Origin of the sequence: Corynebacterium sp. HMSC036E10 (assembly GCF_001836265.1) — a bacterium.
Lineage (GTDB): Bacteria > Actinomycetota > Actinomycetes > Mycobacteriales > Mycobacteriaceae > Corynebacterium > Corynebacterium coyleae.
This window is the reverse complement of record NZ_KV827993.1, coordinates 18,665-39,825: the sequence shown is the minus strand read 5'-3', so window position 1 is coordinate 39,825 and position 21,161 is coordinate 18,665. Positions and strand designations below refer to the sequence as shown.

Genomic DNA, 21,161 nt, shown 5'->3' with positions numbered 1-21,161 from the left:
CGGCTTCGCCAACATGATGCTCTAAAACCAAACAACAACAATGAGTGTGCCCACCCGCAACACCGGGTGGGCACACTCTCTTTTCGTTGCTGCCACTGATCGTCTAGCACCCCCGCAAATACAGCTAGACGGTCTCGAAACCACCCACACAAACCCCCAGGTGATAACGAACACCATGGTCAACACGGAGCTCATCGTCTGGTTCCACAAACACAGAGCTAGACGATCGGTCCGAGCGTCCTTCTTCGTCTGAAGGGGGATCACTGACGCGGTAGCGCCTACTCGCTGACCGAGAACACCTTCTTCTTCGGTGTCTCCTCCGCAGCCGATCCCGCCACGGCGATCTTGGGGGCGTCGAGGACGTCGGTCATGAAGTCGGCGACCCACTGCAGCAATTCCATATCGCGCAGGTTTGGAGCGTTGAGTGCCCGCTTTGCTCCGCCTTCCTTGGGCATCGGCACCTGCAGCGCCTTTGCCGCAGCCCGGAAGTTCGCCCCCGGGTACAAGCGCTTCAGGCGCACCTGCTTAGAGTCAGGCAACTCGACTGGGTGGAGTTTGATGCGCGTTCCCTGGGTCAAGATCTCGGAAACGCCAACTGCACGGGCCTGGTTGCGCAATCGGGCTACGGCCATGAGCCGCTCGACCTCAATTGGCAAGGTGCCGAAGCGGTCGATCATGTCGTCGGCTGCTGCGGTCAGGGCGTCGTCGTCACGCGCTTCTGCGAGCTTGCGGTACACCTCGAGGCGCAAGCGCTCGGAGTTGATGTAGGTCTCCGGAATGTGTGCATCCACGGGCAGATCGACGCGGATTTCCTTCGGGCCTTTGTCGGTGGCGTCGATGGGTTTGCCGCTCATGAGGCCCTTGAAGGTTTCCACGGCCTCGCTGACCAAGCGGACGTACATATCGAAGCCCACGCCCGCGATGTGGCCGGACTGTTCCGCGCCGAGCACGTTGCCAGCGCCGCGCATCTCCAGGTCCTTCTGCGCCACGGCCATGCCGGCTCCCAGGTCGTTGTTTTGGGCGATGGTGGCCAGGCGGTCGTAGGAGGTCTCGGTGAGTGTCTTGTCCTTCGGGTACAGGAAGTACGCGTAGGCACGCTCGCGGGAACGGCCCACACGTCCGCGCAGCTGGTGCAACTGGCTCAGGCCCATGTTCTGGGCGTTTTCCACGATCAGGGTGTTGGCGTTGGCGATGTCCAGGCCGGTCTCCACGATCGTGGTGCACACCATGACGTCGTATTCGCGGTTCCAAAAACCCTGCACGGTCTGCTCGAGCACCTGCTCGCTCATCTGGCCGTGGGCGACAACGACGCGGGCCTCGGGAACGAGTTCGCGCAGTTGGCGGGCAGTTTTTTCGATGTCGGAGACTTTGTTGTGGATGTAGAAGACTTGGCCGTCGCGAAGCAATTCTCGACGAATCGCCGCCGCCACCTGCTTATCCTCTTGCGGACCGACATACGTGAGCACCGGGTGCCGGTCTTCCGGCGCGGTGGTAATCGATGTCATTTCGCGGATGCCGGTCAGCGACATCTCAAGCGTGCGCGGAATCGGCGTTGCCGTCATGGTGAGCACGTCAACGTGCGACTTCAGCGCCTTGATGTGTTCCTTGTGCTCGACACCGAAGCGCTGCTCCTCGTCCACGATGATCAGACCGAGGTTCTTCCACTGCACGCCAGTCTGCAGCAGTCGGTGGGTACCAATGACGATGTCTACGGAACCATCCGCAAGACCTGCGAGGATCTTCTTCGAATCCGCGGTAGAGGTGAAACGCGACAGCTCGCGAACCTCCACCCCAAAACCATCCATGCGCTGCGTGAAGGTGGAGTAATGCTGCTGGGCAAGCAGCGTCGTCGGCACCAGCACCGCGACCTGTTTACCGTCCTGCACTGCCTTAAACGCGGCACGCACGGCCACCTCGGTTTTGCCGAAGCCCACATCGCCCACGATCACGCGGTCCATCGGCGTGGGCTTTTCCATGTCTTCCTTGACCGCTTCGATGGCGTTGAGCTGGTCTTCCGTCTCTACGAACGGGAAGGCATCTTCCATCTCGAGCTGCCAGGGGGTATCCGGCGCGAACGCGTGGCCCGGCGCGGCTTGGCGCTTGGCGTAGAGCTCCACCAACTCGCCGGCGATCTCGCGCACGGCGGCGCGCGCCTTGCGCTTGGTGGACTTCCAGTCCGAGCCGCCCATCTTGCTTAGCGACGGCTTCTCGCCACCGGTGTACTTACTCAGCAGGTCCAGCGACTCCATGGGCACCCAGAGTTGGTCGCCGGGCTGTCCGCGCTTGGCGGGCTGGTACTCGAGCACGATGTATTCGCGTCGCGACGCCTCATCGCCGGCCTTGATAGTGCGCTCCGCCATCTTTACAAACTTGCCGATGCCGTGGGTGTCATGCACCACGAAATCACCCGGCTGCAAAGCCAACGGGTCGACGCGGTTGCGGCGGCGCGGGGCGCGTCGCTTAGCGCCGGCGATGTCGCCGACTCGGTTGCCGGTGAGGTCCGTTTCGGTAACCACCACAAGGTTCGGGCCGCCGAAGACCAGACCTGCGTGCGATAACGCCTGGTAGAGCGTAACTGCGCCATCGACGGGCTCGAGCCCAGGTGTGGCCACTCGTGCGGACACGCCGTGTTCGCGCAGCCGCTCCGCCATGCGGTCGATCGCACCTTTGGCCGGAGCGACATAGGCGGCCTTGCCGTGGTTTTGCGTCACGTGCAGTTTCAGCGTGGCGTAGAGCTGCTCGATCTGCTTCGGATCGCCCTTCGGCGCGGGTGCTGCCTCGAACTCGAGCGGCAGCGTCGACGCGTCATCCGCGGCGAACATGCCGGGAGGCGCAAAGGTCCACCAGGCGTTTCCGGCCTTCGACGCGGAGACCTCCAGGGACTCGAACGAACGGTACGACGAAGCAGAGACGTCCAGGCCTTCCACCGCCACCGGGCCTTCGGCGCCCATCGCGGCGGCCTCCCAGCCGGCCTCGAGGAACTCGCGGTCGGTCGCTTCCAAGTCGGCAATGCGAGTGCGAACCTTCTCCGGGTTGGTCACCAACACCACCGAACCGGCCGGCATCAATTCCGGCAGCACCGAATACGTCTTATCGGTCAGCGCCGGGATGATCGCTTCCATGCCGTCCGCCGGCTGCTTTTCGGAAATGCGTGCAAGCAGCGACGACAAGGTGGGGTTCGACGGGAATTTGCGGGCCAGGTCGTCGGCTTTGGCGGCCACGGTGTCGTCGATAAGCAACTGCCTTGCTGGAAACAGTTCGACGGCACCAACCTCTTCGATGGTGCGCTGATCCGCAACCGCAAAGGAGCGGATGTCGGTGACTTCGTCACCCCAGAACTCGATACGCACAGGGTTCTGGGCAGTGGTGGGGAAAACGTCAATGATGCCGCCACGGGTAGCAAACTCGCCACGGCCCGCAACCATATCCACGTGGTTGTAGGCGAAATGCACCAACTGCTGCGTCAGGTCCTCAAAGTCGGCTTCCTGGTCCACCGCCACCCGAATCGGCTCAATCGCAGGCAAAACCGGCTGGCACACGGCGCGCGCCGCAGCCACGATGACACGCGGCATATCCCACAGCACCTTCGCACGGCGGCCAACAATGTCCGCAGCTGGCGACAAGCGCTCATGGGGCAACGTCTCGTAGGCGGGGAATTGGGCGACCTTGTCGTCGCCAAGCATTGCCTTGAGCTCCGCCGTGAGGTCTTCCGCCTCGTGCCCCGTCGCCGTCACCAACAGCACCGGGGTCTCACGCGCGATCGCACCAGCAGTCCAGGAACGTGCCTGGTCAATGCCGGTAATATGCAGCGAATCTTCCCCCACATGCGTCACCAAACCCTTCAACTTCGGGTCCGTCAACGCCTGGGTGAGCAGCCCACCAAGCACGGGCGGGGTGTTATCAGTCATGCAATGCTTCCTCTTCGTTCGCTTCGCGATCCACAGCGCGCTCATCTCCAGCGACATCTTCACCAGCAATATGCGGCTTGGCCTCCATCCCCCGCAACCCATTCCAACACAGGTTAGAGATATGCGCCGCCACAATATGCTTGTTTGGCTCCCGCTGATCCAACCACCACAGCGCAGAATTAGACACCGTGCCAACCAGCGCCTGACCGTACAACCCGGCCATCGCCTCATCTAATCCACGGTGCTTAAACGCCTCCGCCAGCAGGTGGGAAACCTCAGCGGTCACACGGTTAAGAATCGTCGAATACGTCCGCCCCTCCCCCGGCAACTGACCATGCGCAAGGATGACAAACCCGTCGGTGTCATCCTCCACGTACGTCAGCAACGCCAGCACACCACGCTCAATGCGATCGCGCCAGCGCCCCTCCTGGATCGACCCCATAATCGTCTCCTCCAGGCGGACCATCTCCCGACGAATAACCGCCTGGTACAAGCCCTCTTTACCCCCAAAGTGCTCATACACCACCGGTTTGGTCACCCCGGCGCGAGCCGCAATCTCCTCCATGGAGATCCCGTCGTATCCGCGCTCAGCAAAAGCAGCGCGCCCAACGCCTAATAATTGTTCCCTACGCTGGGGTGCAGTCATTCGCCTACGAGCCATATGTTCCACTCTAGATCCCTCTCCGACACACCCCATCTTTGGTTGCCACGGGATGTGGTCTACAATCAGCGATGCTATTCCCCATGGTGTAATCGGCAACACTACGGTTTTTGGTACCGTCATTCTAGGTTCGAGTCCTGGTGGGGAAGCTTTTTCATATGGGGAGGGGAAATGAAACGATTCGCAATACTTTCTACAGCTCTATGCGTGATGCTCTCGGGGTGCACTACAGAGCAACCGCTTAACGACGACACCACGCCCAACATCGAATCCGGCACACCACCCGAATTCGCGGAGGATAAGCCTCAAGCACAGGCATTCGTGTTCAAAAGCGGCGTGCTAGAAGTCGGCGACTTCGACCCTTACACAATCGGCGACGACATCTTCGATCCCTGCACGGAAATCACGCAGGAAGAATTCGCCGCTGCGGGGTTTGAGGATGTGGAGCCGCTGCCAGAGCAGTATGCGGCGTTGGCGCACGGAATGAAAAGCTGCACCGGACCGAGTGACAACCACATACGGTCTCCGTTTTTTCTCCAAAACAACGCTGATAGGGATCACATTTCTGCAAATACGGGGCTCTTGGAATACCAATCTCCCCTAATACCGGCCCTTTACACTTACGGACCCAGAACTGGCGACGGGATCGATTGCTTCGCGCAAGTGGATACCCTCCGGGGTGGCTTGGTGATTGGAGTCGCCGGAATAAAAGGCTTCGGTAGCCAAGAAAAAAATTGCCAGACTGCAATCACCAGTCTTGAGGCACTTTTCGACGCAAACCAGTAACGGATGTCCACTTTATTGGACATTCTCTTTACCTCAGTCGCTTTGTCATTTATCGTGAGTGAGGGACTAAAAACAACATTGTTTGGGGGGTATCTTGATTTCAATCAATTCTGACTCAGTACAGCGCGCAGTTGACCAACTTCGCTCAATTTCCGGACTAATAGCCAACGCTCAGGCGCATGCAGCTACTAGCCCACTAACTTCTTTCTCACAGGTCAGCGGTCTCGCAGATGCAGGGCGTACTCTGAGCCCAATCGGGGATGTAAACGCACCAGAAGCAAATCAAGCGGTCGCAACCTACCTTCTGGGTACGGCGAACATTCTTGAAACCGCGCTGAACAACACGCTGCGGACGGATGACTCTCTGTCCGGTGCGTTGGCGTCGCTGGGTCCGGTGTTTGAGGGGCGCGTTAACCAGGTGCAGCCACAACTGATTGAGCTCCTGCAGAAGTCGCGTTCGGTCGATCCGAAAACCAACACGTTTGCAAACCCGGCGGCAGTCGCGACTGGTGATTCGTCGCTGCACGCCTTGCACGCCAAGTTGTTGGAGACCGACACTTCTCGTGCGATGTCTGCTTCCGAGTTCTGGAACTCAAATGCAGAACTGATCGCCGATGCAATGGAGGAACTCAACGAAGTCCAGCACGCGTTGAGTACCTCGGCAGAGACATCCTGGATTCACAATGCGATGCGCACCATCACACAGGTCCAGAACGCAGGTATGGAATACGTGGCTAACTCGCGCTCCCTCGCAGCGCACACCGCAATGCTTGCCGACGCCGCAGACGCCGAAAAACTCATCGCATCCAGCACCGTGATGGCATATGACGCTGCACCGTCGCCGGAAGAAAAGCTTGCGATCGAGCAGGCGTACCTGCTCAACTTTCCGGCGCGAATGACATCAAACTTGGTCGCTGCGATCCCGACGTTTAACCGTCTGCTTCCGGAGTTGAAGGAGATGTCTGGCGACTCCTACAGCGTCGATAGCATTCCCTCGCCAGCAGCGCCCGCATTTGAACCAGCAGAGTTGCCGGAACCAATCCAGAATGCGCTGATCAACCGTGGCTACGGGGATATCGCAAACGCGAAAACACCGTCAGAGGTTCTGCAGAACATGGGGCGGCCCTCGCCAAACGTGCTTGATTCCATTCCGGCAGGTGCTACGCCTACGCAGGCTGCGTCGGCAGTGCTGGCACCGCCAAGCACAAATGCGATGGCTCCGACCCCGGGTGCGATCTCTGCTGGCGCGCATCCAGGTGCGCACAGCCCAGCGTTCACCGGTGCTATCACCCCTGCAACCACACGTGGGGCGAACTCGGGCGGGGCATCCGCCGGCACCAATAGCGGCGCGGGTGGATTCGCTCCAATAGCTGGTGGGCCCAGCAACGCTGCAGGCACTGGAAGGCACGCTGCTCGTGGAAACCAGATGGGCGCAGGCACCGGGGTTGGTGTGCCTGGCGGTTCCCGCGGGGGCTCCCCTGCTTCCCAGGCTGTTAGCGGCCGTGGAGCTGGAAATGGCATCGGCACTGGCCGAAGCGCCGGAGCAGGTGCTGGCATGTACGCAGGTGGCGGCATGCACGCCGGTCGTCCGGGTTTCGGCACGGGCGGCGGCGTGAGCGCCGGTGCTGGTGTCGGTCCAAGTACCGGTTTCGGCGCCGGTTCGCCGGGTGCTCACGGTGCTACCCCGCACGGCTCGACAGGGCACGCGCCAACAGGCTCCGGCACAGCTAACGGTGCACACGGTGCCCACAGTGCCCACGGTGCCCACGCCGCAAACGGCGCGCACTCCGCGAACAATGCGGCGGGCGCGCACCGCGGTGGGGGGGTCGTTGCCGGGCAACCGATGATGGCCGGGCGCAACCAAAGCGGTCGCGCATCCGACAAGGCCGCCGCCAAGGTCAAGACAGTTACCAGCGCGGTCGAGCGCGACGGCAACCTCAAGGCACTGCTCGGCGACGCCCCACTATTGCTGCCGGAGGTCATCGGCTACAACGTGCGCCGATAGTCACCGCGAGCGGCAACGCTCGAAACAGAAACCCGAAACGAAAACACGCCCCGGTGGGATTCGCGCCGGGGCGTGGGGTCGTCGAGAAGCAATCTAATGCTCGTGGCCGTGCGGGAGTGCAAGGTCCGGTTCTTGGCCAGGCTCAACGATGACAAATTGGCCCATCATGCCCTGGTCTTCGTGGTTGAGCATGTGGCAGTGATACATGTAGGCCAAGGTGGGGTCGGGGTGATACGCGATCTCCACAAGCAGCGTCACCGTGGAAAGCGGTGGCACGTCGATGGTGTCGTGCCAGCCGGCAGTGAACTCCACTTCCCCACCCTCAACACTTTGCACGGCGAAGCGTGCGTTGTGGATATGGAAGTTGTGCAGCATATCCTCGTTTTCGTTGGTCACGCGCCAGATCTCAGGCCCGTCGTGGTCGACGACAAAGTCGACGCGCGACATGTCCATCGTTTGGCCATTGATCTCAATGCCATTGAGTCGGAACTCGCGCTCCACACTTGCCGACGACGGCACGTCCAACGGCACCAACGTTTCCGACAACGCGGGCGAAGCCGGCGCATCTTCTGGCGGGGCGGCGATCTCCAACAGGTCGAAGGTGTCGCGGGCGCCGAACATGTCCGCCGTTTCCTTATCCGGCAGGCCGCCAAGATCCGGGAGTCCATCGCTGCGCAACATCACATCCTTGCCCGGCTCGAGATCCACCACGATCTCCACACGCTCGCCCGGGGTAAGCAGCACGCCGTCGACCTCCACCGGGGAATCGAGGAACCCCTGGTCAGTGGCGACGATCTTGAACGGCACACCCAGCGTCAGGTGGTGGAAGCGCAACACGGACCCGTTGAGCACGCGGAGGCGCACGCGTCGGGTGGTCGCGTCGAAACGCGGTTTGGTGATGCCGTTGACCACCACGGTGTCGCCGACCCACCCGTGGTCTTCGTCGAGCTGGCCGTCTTCGGTGAACTGGGCGTTAGTCAGGATCACAGGGATGTCGTCGACGCCGTAGTCGGCGGGCAGGCCGGGGATGGCGGTGGTGTCGTCGTCGACAATCAGACCGCCGGCAAGGCCGCGGTAGGCGTGCACCGCGGATATCTCGTGCGGGTGCGGGTGGTACCAGCAGGTCGCGGCGGGCTGATCGACGGTCCACGACGGCGACCAAGACTCACCCGGGTCAAACATCAGCGCCGGTCCGCCGTCCGCAGCGGCCGGCAGGTGCAGGCCGTGCCAGTGCACAACGGTCGGCTCCGGCACGTTGTTGTGCACGGTCATTTCAATGCGTTCGCCGCGCCGCATGTACAGCGTCGGACCCAAGAACGGCCCGTTGAATCCCCAAGTCTTGGTCATGACACCGGGGATGATTTCGGATTCGCCCTCCTGGGCGGTTAGTTCGAAGCGGCGCACGTTGCCGTCGAGTGTGCCTTCGTACAGCGGCGGGATAGGCAGCGGGCGTGCTTCGGCGTCGGCACCACGCGGGGTGGGCTGGTTTGATGTCGAGCACCCAGCCAATGCAGCACCCGTGGCTGCGGCTGCAACGGCGAAAACGGTCCCTTTAAAAAATGTGCGTCGAGAAAAAGCCATTACGTCCTCCAAAAACTCGCCGAAAACCATGAATGATCCTACTATCCCGATATATGCGTAACGAGGAAGCGAATGCCCGCCAGTTCATCTGGTCGAACGGCTTACAAAACATTGGCGATCAGGTAGTCGCCCCGAAAACGGTGCTGCCGTGGCTGTTCAATGCTGCTGGGGTGCCGGCGGCGTTCACGTCGTTTCTCGTGCCAATTCGCGAGTCAGGCTCGATGCTGCCGCAGGCGTTTTTGAGCCCGTGGGTGACGTCGCAAAGCTCGCGCAAACGAGTCTGGTTGATCGGCTCGTGGGGCCAAGCGCTGGCCTCTGCCGGCATTGCGCTTAGCGCGCTGTTGCTCGAGGGAAGTGCGCTCGGCATCGCAGTCATTGTCCTGCTTGCGGTGCACGCGGTGTTTCGCTCCATCTGCTCCATCGCAGGCAAAGATGTCCAGGGCCGCACGATTTCCAAAGGCCACCGCGGCGACATCACCGGTCGCGCCACCGCGCTCGCCGGCGGTTTCACTCTCGCGATCGGTCTCGCACTGTCGTTTATCCCCAACGAACTTCCGCAGTGGTCACTCGCCGCGCTGCTCGCCGGCGGTGCGTCGATGTGGGCGCTCGCTTCGCTCGTGTTCATGCGTATCGACGAGCCCACTCCCGACACCGACACCTCCAACGGCCAAGGCTTCCACGACATGTGGAAGCTGGTCACCTCCGACCGCGACCTGCAACGATTCCTCATCGTGCGCTCGCTCATGCTGGTCACCGCGCTTTCCACCCCGTTTATCGTCGTGTTGGGCAGCCGCGAAGGCGCCGACCTCACAGGCCTCGGTGCGTTCATCGTCGCCTCCGGCGGCGCGTCACTGCTTGGCGGGCGGGTTTCGGGCCGGTTGTCGGACAGGTCGTCGAAACGCATGATGGCGTGGGCTGCAGGTTTCGCGTCCACTGTGCTCATCCTGCTCGTTGCCAGCGCACAGCTTGTCGACGACACCATCAACGCCTGGGTCATGCCCCTAGGCTTCTTCCTGGTCAACCTCGCCCACACCGCAGTGCGGGTCAGCCGCAAGACCTACCTGGTAGACATGGCCGACGGCGATAGGCGCACCATGATCACGGGTGCCGCCAACACCGTCATGGGCATCGTCCTGCTCGTTGTCGGCGCAATCTCCTCGGCGGTTGTGCTGCTCGGCCCGCAGGCAGCGCTGATCTTCCTGGCTGTTGTTGGTTACGCCGGCGTGTTTGGTGCCGCGAACCTGAAGGAAGTCTCGGCAAACAAGTAGGCCAGAGCCCATAGGCGTTATGCTTGGGGCCGATCTCAAAACGTCCACCCCCAAGGAGTAATCGAGTGCCTAACCACTCCGATCGCGCCGTTGTCGTGCTCGCGGCCGGCGCGGGAACCCGCATGAAGTCCGACCGCCAAAAGACGCTGCACGAAATCGGCGGGCGCAGCCTGCTCTCCCATTCGCTGCACGCCGCAGCCGGTGTGGAACCGACCTACCTCGTTGCTGTGGTCGGCCACCAGCGCGACCAGGTCGCCCCAGCCGTGGAGCACATCGCCGAGCAGATGCACGTGGAGATCCGCCAGGCGATCCAGGAGGAGCAAAACGGCACCGGCCACGCAGTGCAGGTCGGCCTGTCGGCAATTCCGGATTTCGACGGCACCGTCGTGGTCACCAACGGTGACGTGCCGTTGCTGACGCCGGAGACGTTGCAGGCGCTCGTCGAAAAGCATGAGTCCGAGCATGCCGCCGTGACCGTGCTCTCCCTCGAATTCGACAACCCCACTGGCTACGGCCGCATCATCCGCGGCGAAGCTGGCGACGTGCTCGAAATCGTCGAAGAAAAAGACGCCACCGACGAACAACGCAAGGTCCACGAAGTCAACTCCGGTGTCTTCGCCTTCGACGCCACCGTGCTTCGCGACGCCCTCGCGCGCGTCACCCCCGACAACGCCCAAGGCGAGTTCTACATCACCGACGTCCTCGGCATCGCCCGCAACGACGGCCGCAAAGTCTCCGCCTTCATCGCACCTGATGCCCGCGAACTCGCCGGTGTCAACGACCGCGTCCAACTCGCCGAAGCAGGCAAAGAACTCAACCGCCGCCTCGTCGAGCGCGCCATGCGCAACGGCGCAACCGTCATCGACCCGGCCACCACCTGGATCGGCGTCGAGGTAGAAATCGGCCGCGACGTCATCATCCACCCCAACACCCAACTGTGGGGCTCCACCGTCATCGGCGACGGCGCCGAAATCGGCCCCGACACCACCCTGACCGACATGGAAGTCGGCGCCCGCGCCACCGTCGTACGCACCCAAGGCGAACTCGGCGTCATCGGTGAAGAAGCCACCGTCGGCCCCTTCACCTACATCCGCCCCGGCACCGAACTCGGCGCCCGCGGCAAACTCGGCGGCTTCGTCGAATCCAAAAACGCCAAGATCGGCGAAGGCTCCAAGGTGCCCCACCTGACCTACATCGGCGACGCCACCGTAGGCAAGCACTCCAACATCGGCGCCTCCAGCGTTTTCGCTAACTACGACGGAGTGAACAAGCACCACACCACCATCGGCGACTACTGCCGTACCGGCTCAGACACCATGTTTGTCGCACCGGTCAATATCGGTGATGGCGCGTATACCGGCGCGGGTACAGTAGTCACGGAAGATGTTCCGGCTGGCGCGCTCGCCATCAAGGAGGGCCACCAGCGCAACATCGAGGGCTGGGTGGAAAAGCGCCGCCCCGGGTCCGATGCGGCAGAAGCTGCAAAGAAAGCACGCGAGAAGTAAAGGTTCGAACATGACTGGTTACTCCACCGAAAGCCACAAAAACCTCAAGGTCTTCACCGGGCGTGCGCACCCGGACCTGGCAGACGCTGTGGCAGACGAACTCGGCATCGAGCTCGTGCCCACCACTGCACGCGACTTCGCCAACGGCGAAATCTTCATCCGCTTCGAAGAGTCCGTCCGCGGCTCCGACTGCTTTGTCATGCAGTCCCACGCACAGCCGCTGAACAAGTGGCTCATGGAGCAGTTGATCATGATCGACGCGCTCAAGCGTGGCTCCGCGAAGCGCATCACCGCGATCCTGCCGTTCTACCCGTACGCACGCCAGGACAAGAAGCACCGCGGCCGCGAGCCGATCTCCGCCCGCCTCATCGCAGACCTGCTCTCCGCAGCAGGCGCGGACCGCATCGTGTCCGTCGACCTGCACACCGACCAGATCCAGGGCTTCTTCGACGGCCCGGTCGACCACATGCACGCCCAGCCGATCCTGGTGGACTACATCAAGTCCAAGTACTCGCTGGACAACCTCGTGGTGGTCTCCCCGGATGCCGGCCGCGTGAAGTCCGCTGAGAAGTGGGCCAACATGCTTGGCGACGCCCCAATGGCCTTCGTCCACAAAACCCGCGACATCGACGCCGCAAACAAGGTTGTCTCCAACCGTGTCGTCGGCGACGTCGAGGGCAAAGACTGCATCCTCATGGACGACATGATCGACACCGGCGGCACCATCGCTGGCGCCGTCGGCGTGCTCAAGGAAGCCGGCGCGAAGTCCGTCGTCATCGCCTGCACCCACGGTGTCTTCTCCGACCCGGCACGCGAGCGCCTCAGCGACTGCGGCGCAGAGGAAGTCATCACCACCGACACCCTGCCGCAAAACACCGAAGGTTGGAAGAACCTCACCGTGCTGTCGATCGCACCACTGCTGGCAAAGACCATCCGCGAAATCTTCGAAAACGGTTCCGTGACCACCCTCTTCGAGGGCCAGGCCTAAACCACTCTTGACCGCGACAGCCGGGGCAGCTTCACCGCTGCCCCGGCTTCACGCTTAGGGAAAGGACACAATCTCCATGTACAACCGCTACGCCGAATCCGTAGAAATCACCCCAGAGCTTGAGCACGCCAAAGCCATGTACGACGGCGACGCCACCCTCGAGTATCTGGGCGCCATCATCACACGGTTAGAGCCAGGCGTGGCGGAAGGCGAGTTTGTCGTCGATAAGCGACATGCAAACGGATTCGGCGTCTGCCAAGGTGGCGTCCTGTTCACCTTCGCCGACGCCCTCTTCGGTGGCGCCTGCAACTCGCGCCGCACCGAGCCCACCGTCAGCGCACAATCCGAAATGATCTACCTCGCACCCGCGAAAATGGGCCGCACCATCCGCGGCGTCGCCCGTGAACACCACCAATGGGGCCGCAACGGACTGTCCGACGTCACCCTTTACGACGGCGACACCGTCATCGCAGAATTCCGCGGACTCTCCCGCACCACCTCACGTCCCCCGACAGGAAACTAACCCATGAGCCTCCAAGAACAAGGACTCAAACGCAGCGTCAAAAGCCGCCAACTGATGATGATCGCCTTCGGATCATCCATCGGCACCGGACTTTTCCTCGGCTCCGCCAGCTCCATCCAATACGCCGGCCCCGCCGTCTTGATCTCCTTCGCCATCGTCGGCGTCATCGTTTACTTCCTCATGCGCATGCTCGGCGAAATGGCCGTCGAACACCCCGTCTCCGGATCCTTTGCCGCATACTCTCGCGAATTCATCGGCCGCGGAGCCGGATTTATCACCGGCTGGAACTGGTGGTTCACCACCGTCGTTGTCGGCATGCTGGAACTGACCGCCATGGGTACCTTCCTGGACTACTGGTTCCCCCACATCCCCCACTGGGTCACCGCGCTAGTCTCGCTGCTGCTCGTCGTCGTCCTCAACGTGCTCAACGTGCGCGTGTTCGCCACCACCGAATACTGGCTTTCCCTGATCAAAGTGGCAGCACTCGTCCTCATGATCGTGCTCGGCCTCGCGCTTGTCTTCGGCGTCGGCTCCGAGCCCGCCATCGGCCTGCAACACATCACCGACCACGGCGGATTCATGCCAAACGGCATCTCCGGCGTCCTCTTCGCACTCGTCGCCGTGACCTTTACCTTTGGCGGCATCATGTCTATCGGCACCGCCGCTGGCGAAGCTGACGACCCCGAAAAGGCAATTCCCCGCGCGGTCAACTCCGTCGTGTGGCGCATCCTCGTGTTCTACCTCGGCGGCATCGGCACCATCCTGCTGCTCGCACCGTGGAACGAACAAGACACGAACGAAAGCCCATTCATCCGGGTGCTTACCGGCGTCGGCTTTTCAGGCGCAGCAACCGCCCTGAACGTCGTCATCGTCGTCGCCGTGTTCTCCGTGCTCAACACCATGACCTACTCCGGCGCCCGCATGCTTCGCGACCTCGCCCGCAACGGCCAAGCCCCCAAAGCCCTCGCCGAAACCAACGCCAAAGGTGTGCCCACAAAAGCACTGCTTTTCGACGCCACCCTCATGGGCGTCGTCGTCATCCTCAACTACTTCTTCGAAGGCAAAATCTTCGCCATCCTGCTCGCCATCATCGTCGGCACGGAATTGATCACCTGGGCCGGCATCTGCCTATCCCACCTGAACTTCCGCAAACACGCCGGCAACACAAAATTCCCCGCCCCGTTCTACCCAGTTGCGAACTGGATCTGCATCGCATTTTTCGCCCTCGTACTCGTACTAATGGGTATTCTTCCCGATTACCGCATGGGTCTAGCCACCCTCTTCGGCTGGATCCTCGCCCTCGGCCTCATCTGGCTGACAACGCAACGTAGGAGCAACGCATGACCCGCAACATGATCCGCCCAGACCTCGACACCATCCCCGACTACGTTCCAGGCGCCCGCAACGACCAGGCCATCAAACTCTCCTCCAACGAATGCGCCGAAGGCCCACTGCCCTCCGTACTCGAGGCAATGCGCGACACCCTCGGCTCCATGAACCGCTACCCCGACATGGGCGCCACCGACATCCGCACCGCCCTCGCCGAACACCTCGGCGTGACCATCGACCAGGTCGCCGTCGGCACCGGCTCCTCCGCCCTGTGCCAACAACTCGCGACAATCACCGCACAGCCCGGCGACGAAATCATCTTCCCCTGGCGCAGTTTCGAGGCCTACCCCATCTTCGCCCGCATCGTCGGCGCAACCCCCGTCGCCATCCCACTCGACGCCGAGCACCGCCTCGACCTGCCCGCCATGGCCGCAGCGATTACCGAACGTACGAAACTCATCTTCGTGTGCAACCCCAACAACCCAACCGGCACCACCATCACCAACGCCGAGTTCGAAACCTTCATGGACGCCGTCCCATCCGACATCCTCGTCGCACTCGACGAGGCCTACTTCGAATACAACCGCGCCACCGACACCCCCATCGCCACCGACGTCATCACCCGCTACCCCAACGTCGTCGGCCTACGCACCTTCTCCAAAGCCTACGGCCTCGCTGGCGCCCGCATCGGCTACGCCTTCGGCCCCGCCGACATCATCAGCGCCCTCAACAAAGTCGCCGTCCCCTTCTCCGTCAACGCCGTCGCCCAAACCGCAGCCCTCGCCTCCCTCAAAGCCACCTCCGAGCTGCAAACGCGTATCGACGACACCATCACCCAACGCCAACACCTCACCACCGCACTCAACCTCCCCGAATCCCAAGCCAACTTCATCTGGCTGCCGGATTTCCCGCGTGAAAAAGCTGACCGGCTAGCGGCAGAGGGCGTGCTGGTGCGTTCTTTCCCGGAAGGTATCCGCGTCACCGTCACCAACTCAGCCGAAACCGACGCCTTCCTGAAAGCATGGGACCGTGCGTAGTGAGCGCCGCCGCGTGATCGCGGCGACCACCATCGGCACAGCCATCGAGTGGTACGACTACTTCCTCTACGCCGCCGTCGCCGGTTTGGTGTTTAACCAGACCATGTTCGGTCCCCTCGGACCTGCTGCGGCGACGATCGTGAGCTTCCTCACCGTCGGCTTGTCCTTCCTGTTCCGCCCGCTCGGTGCGGTGCTGGCTGGCCACTACGCCGACCGATTCGGGCGCCGCGGCGTGCTCATGATCACCCTGTTCACGATGGGCACCGCCACCACGCTTATCGGCCTGTTGCCCACCTACGACACCATCGGTTGGCTTGCCCCCGCCGCACTGATTCTCCTGCGCATCCTGCAGGGCACATCGGCCGGCGGCGAATGGGGCTCCGCAGTCCTCCTCGCCGTCGAGCACGCCCCTGTGAACAAACGCGGCCTTTACGGCGCCGGCCCCCAGGTCGGTGTTCCCGCTGGCCTGCTCATGTCCTCCGGCATGCTCGCCCTGATGACCGCCGTCGCCCCCGGTGACGCCTTCGTCGAATGGGGCTGGCGCATTCCCTTCCTGCTGTCCATCGCGCTGACGTTCCTCGGCTGGTGGATCCGCACCGGCGTCGAAGAATCGCCCGTCGTCGAGGAGATGCGCGAAGCCGGCACCCGCAGCCCGCTGCGCAACCTGTTCAAATCCCACGCGGGAGCTGTCCTTGCAGCAGCCGTGATCTTCGCCGCAAACGGAACCGTCGGCTACATGACCACCGGCGGCTACATCCAGAACTACGTCACTGATCCTGCCGGTATCGGGCTTTCACGCGGGGACATTCTCTGGGCTGTCACTGCATCGGCTGCGGTGTGGTTGTTCACTACCGCGTTCGCCGGGTGGGTCTCGGACTACATCGGGCGTAAGCGCACGCTTGCGATCGGGTTTGTGGTTCAGGCGGCGGGTGTTGCGGTGTTGTTCCCGCTCGTCGATACGGGTTCGATTGCAAAGATCACCGCGGCGTTGATTTTCCTCACCGTTGGCCTGGGCCTGACGTACGGCGAGATTGGCGCTTTCTACGCGGAGCTTTTCCCGGCTTCGGTCCGGGCGTCCGGGGCGTCTATTTCCTACGCGTTGGGTGCAATTCTTGGTGGTGCGTTTGCTCCAACGATTGCGGCTGCGTTGCGTGAGGCTACTGGTGGTACGGCGGCGATTACGGTGTATTTGATGGCGGCGACGTTGACGGGGTTCGTCGTTACGCTGCTTGTGCGTGATCGCACCGGCATCCCGCTTGGACATGATCATGAGGACGCCCAGGCGGCGGGGCATTTTGTGTGGGAAAAGTCGGCTGGTAGCCTGTAGCAGTCTCGGCGAGGGCTTTCGGGCCGTTATCGACGCGATGAAGATCCACTATGCGATCACTCGACGAGCACAATCCGTTAAGTGGTCGCAGGCAAAGCCTGTGGCCCTTCCAACCGAAGGAGTACAACATGGCTATTACCCCAACCGTTATCAAGGGTGAGCGTCGCGAGGAGTTCGGTAAGGGCTCCGCACGTCGTCTGCGTCGCGATGGCAAGATCCCGGGTGTCCTGTACGAAAAGGGCATTGAGAACATCCACTTCGCTGTTGATCGTATTGAGATGACTGCGATTGTGCGTAACGACGGCACCAACGCCATCGTCGAGCTCGAGCTCGATGGTGAGAAGCTGCTCGCCATGGTTAAGCACGTCGACCAGAACGTGCTCACCCTCGAGATCGACCACATTGACCTGTTCGGCATTAAGCGTGGCGAGAAGGTTACCGTCGAGGTTCCGGTTGTCACCGAGGGCGAGGCTGCTCCGGGCGCTGTTGTGTTCCAGGAAGCCGACGTTGTCGAGATCGAGATCGACGCTCTGTCTATCCCGGACGAGATCACCGTTTCCATCGAGGGCAAGGAGATCGGCGACCAGATCACCGCTGGCGATCTCGAGCTGCCGGCGGGTGCGGAGCTGATCACCGATCCGGAGAACTTGCTTGTCAACATCACCTTCGAGCAGGTTGATGAGGATCTCGAGGCTGAGGCTGAGGCTGCTGAGGAGGGCGGCGCTGAGGCTGGCGCTGAGTCTTCTGAGGCTGGTGAGGAAGCTTCCGAGTAATTTCGGCACGACGATTGGCCCGCTTTTTTGGCGGGCTTTTTCGTTATGTGAAGAGTTGTTGCATGGCTCCGGGCGGATGCTTCTCGACGACCGACCCTCCCGGCGATACCCACACCGGTATCCCATCGCGTATCTGTATCCGCCCGTAACGGTTTTCACGCGGGTCATCGTCGTTGCGCCCATTATGAAACCGACATAACGGCACCAGATTGGCAAGGTTGGTTTCCCCACCGTGGCGCCAGGCGTGGATGTGGTGCATTTCGCAGTTGTCAGCTCCATGCCGACAATCGGGCACCGGACAGGTTGGCGACATCATGGATGCCAACGCGCGTTGCTTACTATTGGCAAACCGCTGGGTGCGATACAGGTTGACTGCACCCTCGTGCGGGTGAAACGCTGCGACTTCCAGCTCGTCGCCGAATTGCTGCGCGAGAAATTCCGCACCTGTCATCGTCGTGCCATCGGTTAGCGTGAGCGTGACCTCGTCACCGGCACCGGATTGGATACGCGTCCATTCGGGAAGCGGCACCATAACAATCGGCCGTGGTACTGCATGCGGCACCCCACCACCGTCGCCATCACCACGCAACAGCCCCATAAGCGCATCAGCCATCTGGCCTGCTGGCGGCAGTTCCGTATCGATCAACCCACGCAGCGTGTGCTCAATATCAGCAATATTGCGTGCCGAATGCGTCAAGTGCAGCGTGGCCATCCCTTCGCGAGCACGAGAAAACCGTACTTGTTTTTCAGGCGCGGGTTTCTTCGCATCAATAACCTGATCGGCATAGCGCGAGAGCGCATCGAAGCGGCCCTGAAACTTCAGCAGGGTAAAACGCAACCGCCAACGCTTCGCCGCATCTTCAACCACCGCGAGTTTGCGTTCAATCAAACACAACTGATCCAACGGAGTATCTGCTGCCATCAGGCGGGCGTCGGATTGTTTCCGCGTGAATTTCGTTGTCCCGTAGTAGACGTCGTGTACGCGTGACCATTCTCGGATGCGCGACGGGTTCAGCCCGGCAGCAAGGGCTGTGTCGCGGTCGAAGTCGGCGATGTCCGTAAGCCGGAAGCCGAGAAGGTCTACAAATGCCATGCATCACACGCTACGAAGCGATAAACCACCGCACAAGACCCACCACGAAAATGTGGATAACTCCAACACCAAATTCCACAAACCGCTGGTGAGAAGTACTATTGCCACCGTGACTGTTTTGATCGTTGGTCTTGGGAATCCTGGTCCGCAGTATGAACGTACGCGGCATAACGCGGGTGTGGTCGTCGTCAATGAGCTTTTGGAGCGCGCCTCTCCGATGCCGGCAACCTTGTCGGCACACAAGCGCACGAACACTGAGGTGGCGGAGTTGGCGGCGGGACGGCTGGCCAATGACCGCGTCATCATTGCGCGTACGCGTAGTTTCATGAACGTTTCGGGTGGCCCGGTGAAGGCACTGGCGGATTACTTCGGCGTGAAACCGGAAGACGTGTACGTGATTCACGATGAGCTTGATCTGGACCTCGGCGAGGTGAAGATCCGGCTCGGCGGCGGCGATCATGGCCATAATGGGCTGAAGTCGGTGACTAAGGCGCTGAACAAGCCGTACAACAAGGTCGCCGTTGGCATCGGTCGCCCGCCTGGGCGGATGGCGCCGGCGGATTATGTGCTGAAACCATTCAGTGCAAAAGAGCAGGTTGATCTCGCAATTGCGGCCGCGGACGCGGCGGATGAGATTCTGCGCGCGTTAGGCTAGCCGCATGAGACTTGCGACGATCAGGACCGGAAACACCACCACCGCGGCACGGCTTATCGACGACACCCGCGCCGTCACACTCAACGCCCCCGACGTCGGCGCGCTTTTGCACGCGGGAAATTTCGAGGAGGGCGAGGAGTTTACCTTCTCCCCCGCTGATTTGGCGCCGGTGATTCCGCGCCCCGGCAAGATCATTTGCGTGGGGCTAAATTACGCGAAGCATATCGAGGAGATGGGGCATGAGCAGCCGGATGTGCCGACGCTGTTCATTAAGTTCCCGGAGGCGCTCGTTGGGCCGTACGACGATGCTGAGGTGCCGGAGTTCAATGCGGAGTCGTTGGATTTTGAGGGTGAGTTGGCGGTGGTCGTCGGTAAGCGGGCGCGCCATGTGTCCAACGGTGCGGATTACATTGCTGGCTACAGCGTGATCAACGACTACACGCAGCGCACGTATCAGAAGCGCACGCAGCAGTGGCACCAGGGCAAGTCGTTGGAGAAGACGGCGGGGTTCGGCCCGTGGCTGGATACGCAGTGGCAGCCGGGTCCCGCGATTACGACGACGGTTAATGGTGAGGTGATGCAGCATTCGCGTACCGACGACCTCGTGTTTACCCCCGCGAAACTCATCGAGTTCATCTCGCATCTGTATCCGCTGGAGCCTGGTGACGTGATCGCAACTGGCACTCCGGACGGTGTTGGCCACGCGCGTGATCCGAAGCGCTACCTGAAAAATGGCGACACGGTGCGTGTTGAGATCGAGGGCCTTGGTGCGATCGAGAACACGACCCGCGTGATTTCTTGCTAGCCTCGTGCCCATGAGCCAGCACGCGATGTTGACCAGCAAGTATCCGCCGTCAGATAACCTCTACGAATCGCAGTCACGCGAGGGCGACATCTCGCTCATGCTGTGCCATGGGTGGAGTACCGGCGAGATCGAGGCGTTTTTTGAGGACGATAACGGCGGCGATCCGGTCCCAGGGCTCGATGTGCTTATCGACGACATCCGCGCCGAGTACGCCAACCTCATCCCCAAAGCTTCCGAGGACGCGCAGCGCCTCGATACGCTCCGCGACGCTCTGGCTGAGCGCAACCTCGCGTTCTCGTTCGACGAGGGGCTTACTCAAAGCGACTGCGCCGAGGAAGCCGCCGAACAGGCAGAAAATGATGGCCGCAGCGGCTATGTGTACTGCACGAACCAGGACGTGGATCGGGTCATCCACACCGGCGAGCTTTACTTCGGGTTTAGCTCCGTTGAGGCGGCCGAATCGCTCATGGAAGCGCTTCGCGGTGTTGGCATGACCCCGATGTGGGGCGGCAAACCTACCGAGCGTGTGGCGTGTGAGGGGCTCGTCGTCGAGCTCCCGCTCGCGGATTAGAAGCCGAGCTGATCGAGCAGGCGAACTTCTGCTTCTGCGATTAACTGCAGCGGGAACAGCAGAAGGAGAAACGGTGCGGAGCTCAGCATCACCCCAGGAGCTTTCTCCGTCCCGCTCTTGTTCGCGCCACCGTTGAGTTGCTCGGCGCCGTTGATGATGTTGGTGACAAGGAAGTTGTAAAGCCCCCAGGCGCTGCCGCTGTAGGCGCCGTCATGGTTAGCAGGAGCGGCCGGAGCCGCCGGTGCCGCGCTGGCTGCCGGGGCGAGCGCGCCCAGTGCGAGCGCGCCGGTCGTTGCGGTGGCAATTGCGATCTTGGAAAGCTTCATACCTCTCTCATCGCAACAGC

Annotated in this window: 18 protein-coding genes; 13 read left to right on the top strand and 5 right to left on the bottom strand. The window is 61.7% G+C overall.

Annotation, left to right across the window (positions count from 1 at the left end; genetic code table 11):
- Positions 1 to 278 precede the first annotated feature (278 nt).
- Positions 279 to 3,908 (bottom strand): transcription-repair coupling factor, encoded by a 3,630-nt coding sequence (gene mfd / locus HMPREF2736_RS10385; protein ID WP_070829644.1) that lies wholly within the window; start codon positions 3,906 to 3,908, stop codon positions 279 to 281.
- Positions 3,901 to 4,569: a TetR/AcrR family transcriptional regulator gene (locus HMPREF2736_RS10380; RefSeq protein WP_070829642.1), complete on the bottom strand. Its 669-nt coding sequence runs from the start codon at positions 4,567 to 4,569 to the stop codon at positions 3,901 to 3,903. Before HMPREF2736_RS10380 ends, mfd begins: the two co-directional genes overlap by 8 nt.
- Positions 4,570 to 4,740: 171 nt before the next feature.
- Here HMPREF2736_RS10380 and HMPREF2736_RS10375 point away from each other — a divergent pair, with 171 nt between their 5' ends.
- A complete protein-coding gene (locus tag HMPREF2736_RS10375; RefSeq protein WP_141761641.1) occupies positions 4,741 to 5,355 on the top strand; it encodes a DUF3558 domain-containing protein in 615 nt (204 codons plus the stop codon).
- A 418-nt stretch (positions 5,356 to 5,773) separates the two neighbouring features.
- Positions 5,774 to 7,360: a hypothetical protein gene (locus HMPREF2736_RS10370; protein WP_168167638.1), complete on the top strand. Its 1,587-nt coding sequence runs from the start codon at positions 5,774 to 5,776 to the stop codon at positions 7,358 to 7,360.
- A 93-nt stretch (positions 7,361 to 7,453) separates the two neighbouring features.
- On the opposite strand, the gene HMPREF2736_RS10365 is transcribed toward HMPREF2736_RS10370, so the two are convergent.
- Positions 7,454 to 8,941, bottom strand: coding sequence for a multicopper oxidase family protein (locus HMPREF2736_RS10365; protein ID WP_070829652.1), 1,488 nt, complete (start codon positions 8,939 to 8,941; stop codon positions 7,454 to 7,456).
- A gap of 53 nt (positions 8,942 to 8,994) precedes the next feature.
- Here HMPREF2736_RS10365 and HMPREF2736_RS10360 point away from each other — a divergent pair, with 53 nt between their 5' ends.
- From HMPREF2736_RS10360 to HMPREF2736_RS10325, 8 genes are all read left to right on the top strand, one after another.
- On the top strand, positions 8,995 to 10,209 hold the full coding sequence (locus HMPREF2736_RS10360) for an MFS transporter (RefSeq protein ID WP_070829636.1): 1,215 nt from the start codon (positions 8,995 to 8,997) through the stop codon (positions 10,207 to 10,209).
- Between the two features lie 65 nt (positions 10,210 to 10,274).
- A complete protein-coding gene (gene glmU, locus HMPREF2736_RS10355; protein WP_083279453.1) occupies positions 10,275 to 11,714 on the top strand; it encodes a bifunctional UDP-N-acetylglucosamine diphosphorylase/glucosamine-1-phosphate N-acetyltransferase GlmU in 1,440 nt (479 codons plus the stop codon).
- Positions 11,715 to 11,724: 10 nt separating this feature from the next.
- The gene (locus tag HMPREF2736_RS10350) at positions 11,725 to 12,702 is read left to right on the top strand and encodes a ribose-phosphate diphosphokinase (protein ID WP_070829634.1); all 978 of its coding nucleotides are present in this window, start codon (positions 11,725 to 11,727) and stop codon (positions 12,700 to 12,702) included.
- Between the two features lie 76 nt (positions 12,703 to 12,778).
- Positions 12,779 to 13,225, top strand: a complete 447-nt coding sequence (locus tag HMPREF2736_RS10345; RefSeq protein WP_070422624.1) for a hotdog fold thioesterase — start codon at positions 12,779 to 12,781, stop codon at positions 13,223 to 13,225.
- A 3-nt stretch (positions 13,226 to 13,228) separates the two neighbouring features.
- Positions 13,229 to 14,569: an amino acid permease gene (locus tag HMPREF2736_RS10340; protein ID WP_070829632.1), complete on the top strand. Its 1,341-nt coding sequence runs from the start codon at positions 13,229 to 13,231 to the stop codon at positions 14,567 to 14,569.
- An 8-nt stretch (positions 14,570 to 14,577) separates the two neighbouring features.
- The gene (gene hisC / locus HMPREF2736_RS10335) at positions 14,578 to 15,591 is read left to right on the top strand and encodes a histidinol-phosphate transaminase (protein ID WP_070829650.1); all 1,014 of its coding nucleotides are present in this window, start codon (positions 14,578 to 14,580) and stop codon (positions 15,589 to 15,591) included.
- On the top strand, positions 15,584 to 16,918 hold the full coding sequence (locus HMPREF2736_RS10330) for an MFS transporter (protein WP_070829630.1): 1,335 nt from the start codon (positions 15,584 to 15,586) through the stop codon (positions 16,916 to 16,918). The genes hisC and HMPREF2736_RS10330 overlap by 8 nt, the downstream gene beginning before the upstream one ends.
- 128 nt (positions 16,919 to 17,046) lie before the next feature.
- Positions 17,047 to 17,691, top strand: coding sequence for a 50S ribosomal protein L25/general stress protein Ctc (locus tag HMPREF2736_RS10325; protein ID WP_070422621.1), 645 nt, complete (start codon positions 17,047 to 17,049; stop codon positions 17,689 to 17,691).
- A gap of 43 nt (positions 17,692 to 17,734) precedes the next feature.
- Here the strand turns inward: HMPREF2736_RS10325 and HMPREF2736_RS10320 are convergent, their stop codons facing one another.
- On the bottom strand, positions 17,735 to 18,784 hold the full coding sequence (locus HMPREF2736_RS10320) for an HNH endonuclease signature motif containing protein (protein ID WP_070829629.1): 1,050 nt from the start codon (positions 18,782 to 18,784) through the stop codon (positions 17,735 to 17,737).
- A 100-nt stretch (positions 18,785 to 18,884) separates the two neighbouring features.
- Between HMPREF2736_RS10320 and pth the strand changes: the two genes are divergently transcribed.
- The 3 genes from pth to HMPREF2736_RS10305 are packed head-to-tail and all read left to right on the top strand — an operon-like array spanning position 18,885 to position 20,815.
- Complete coding sequence (gene pth / locus HMPREF2736_RS10315; protein ID WP_246822145.1) at positions 18,885 to 19,439, top strand: aminoacyl-tRNA hydrolase; 555 nt, start codon at positions 18,885 to 18,887, stop codon at positions 19,437 to 19,439.
- Between the two features lie 4 nt (positions 19,440 to 19,443).
- A complete protein-coding gene (locus HMPREF2736_RS10310; protein ID WP_070829627.1) occupies positions 19,444 to 20,244 on the top strand; it encodes a fumarylacetoacetate hydrolase family protein in 801 nt (266 codons plus the stop codon).
- A 10-nt stretch (positions 20,245 to 20,254) separates the two neighbouring features.
- Positions 20,255 to 20,815: a DUF6891 domain-containing protein gene (locus HMPREF2736_RS10305; protein WP_246822143.1), complete on the top strand. Its 561-nt coding sequence runs from the start codon at positions 20,255 to 20,257 to the stop codon at positions 20,813 to 20,815.
- Here the strand turns inward: HMPREF2736_RS10305 and HMPREF2736_RS10300 are convergent.
- On the bottom strand, positions 20,812 to 21,141 hold the full coding sequence (locus HMPREF2736_RS10300) for a hypothetical protein (RefSeq protein WP_070614923.1): 330 nt from the start codon (positions 21,139 to 21,141) through the stop codon (positions 20,812 to 20,814). The genes HMPREF2736_RS10305 and HMPREF2736_RS10300 overlap by 4 nt on opposite strands.
- Between the last annotated feature and the right edge of the window lie 20 nt (positions 21,142 to 21,161).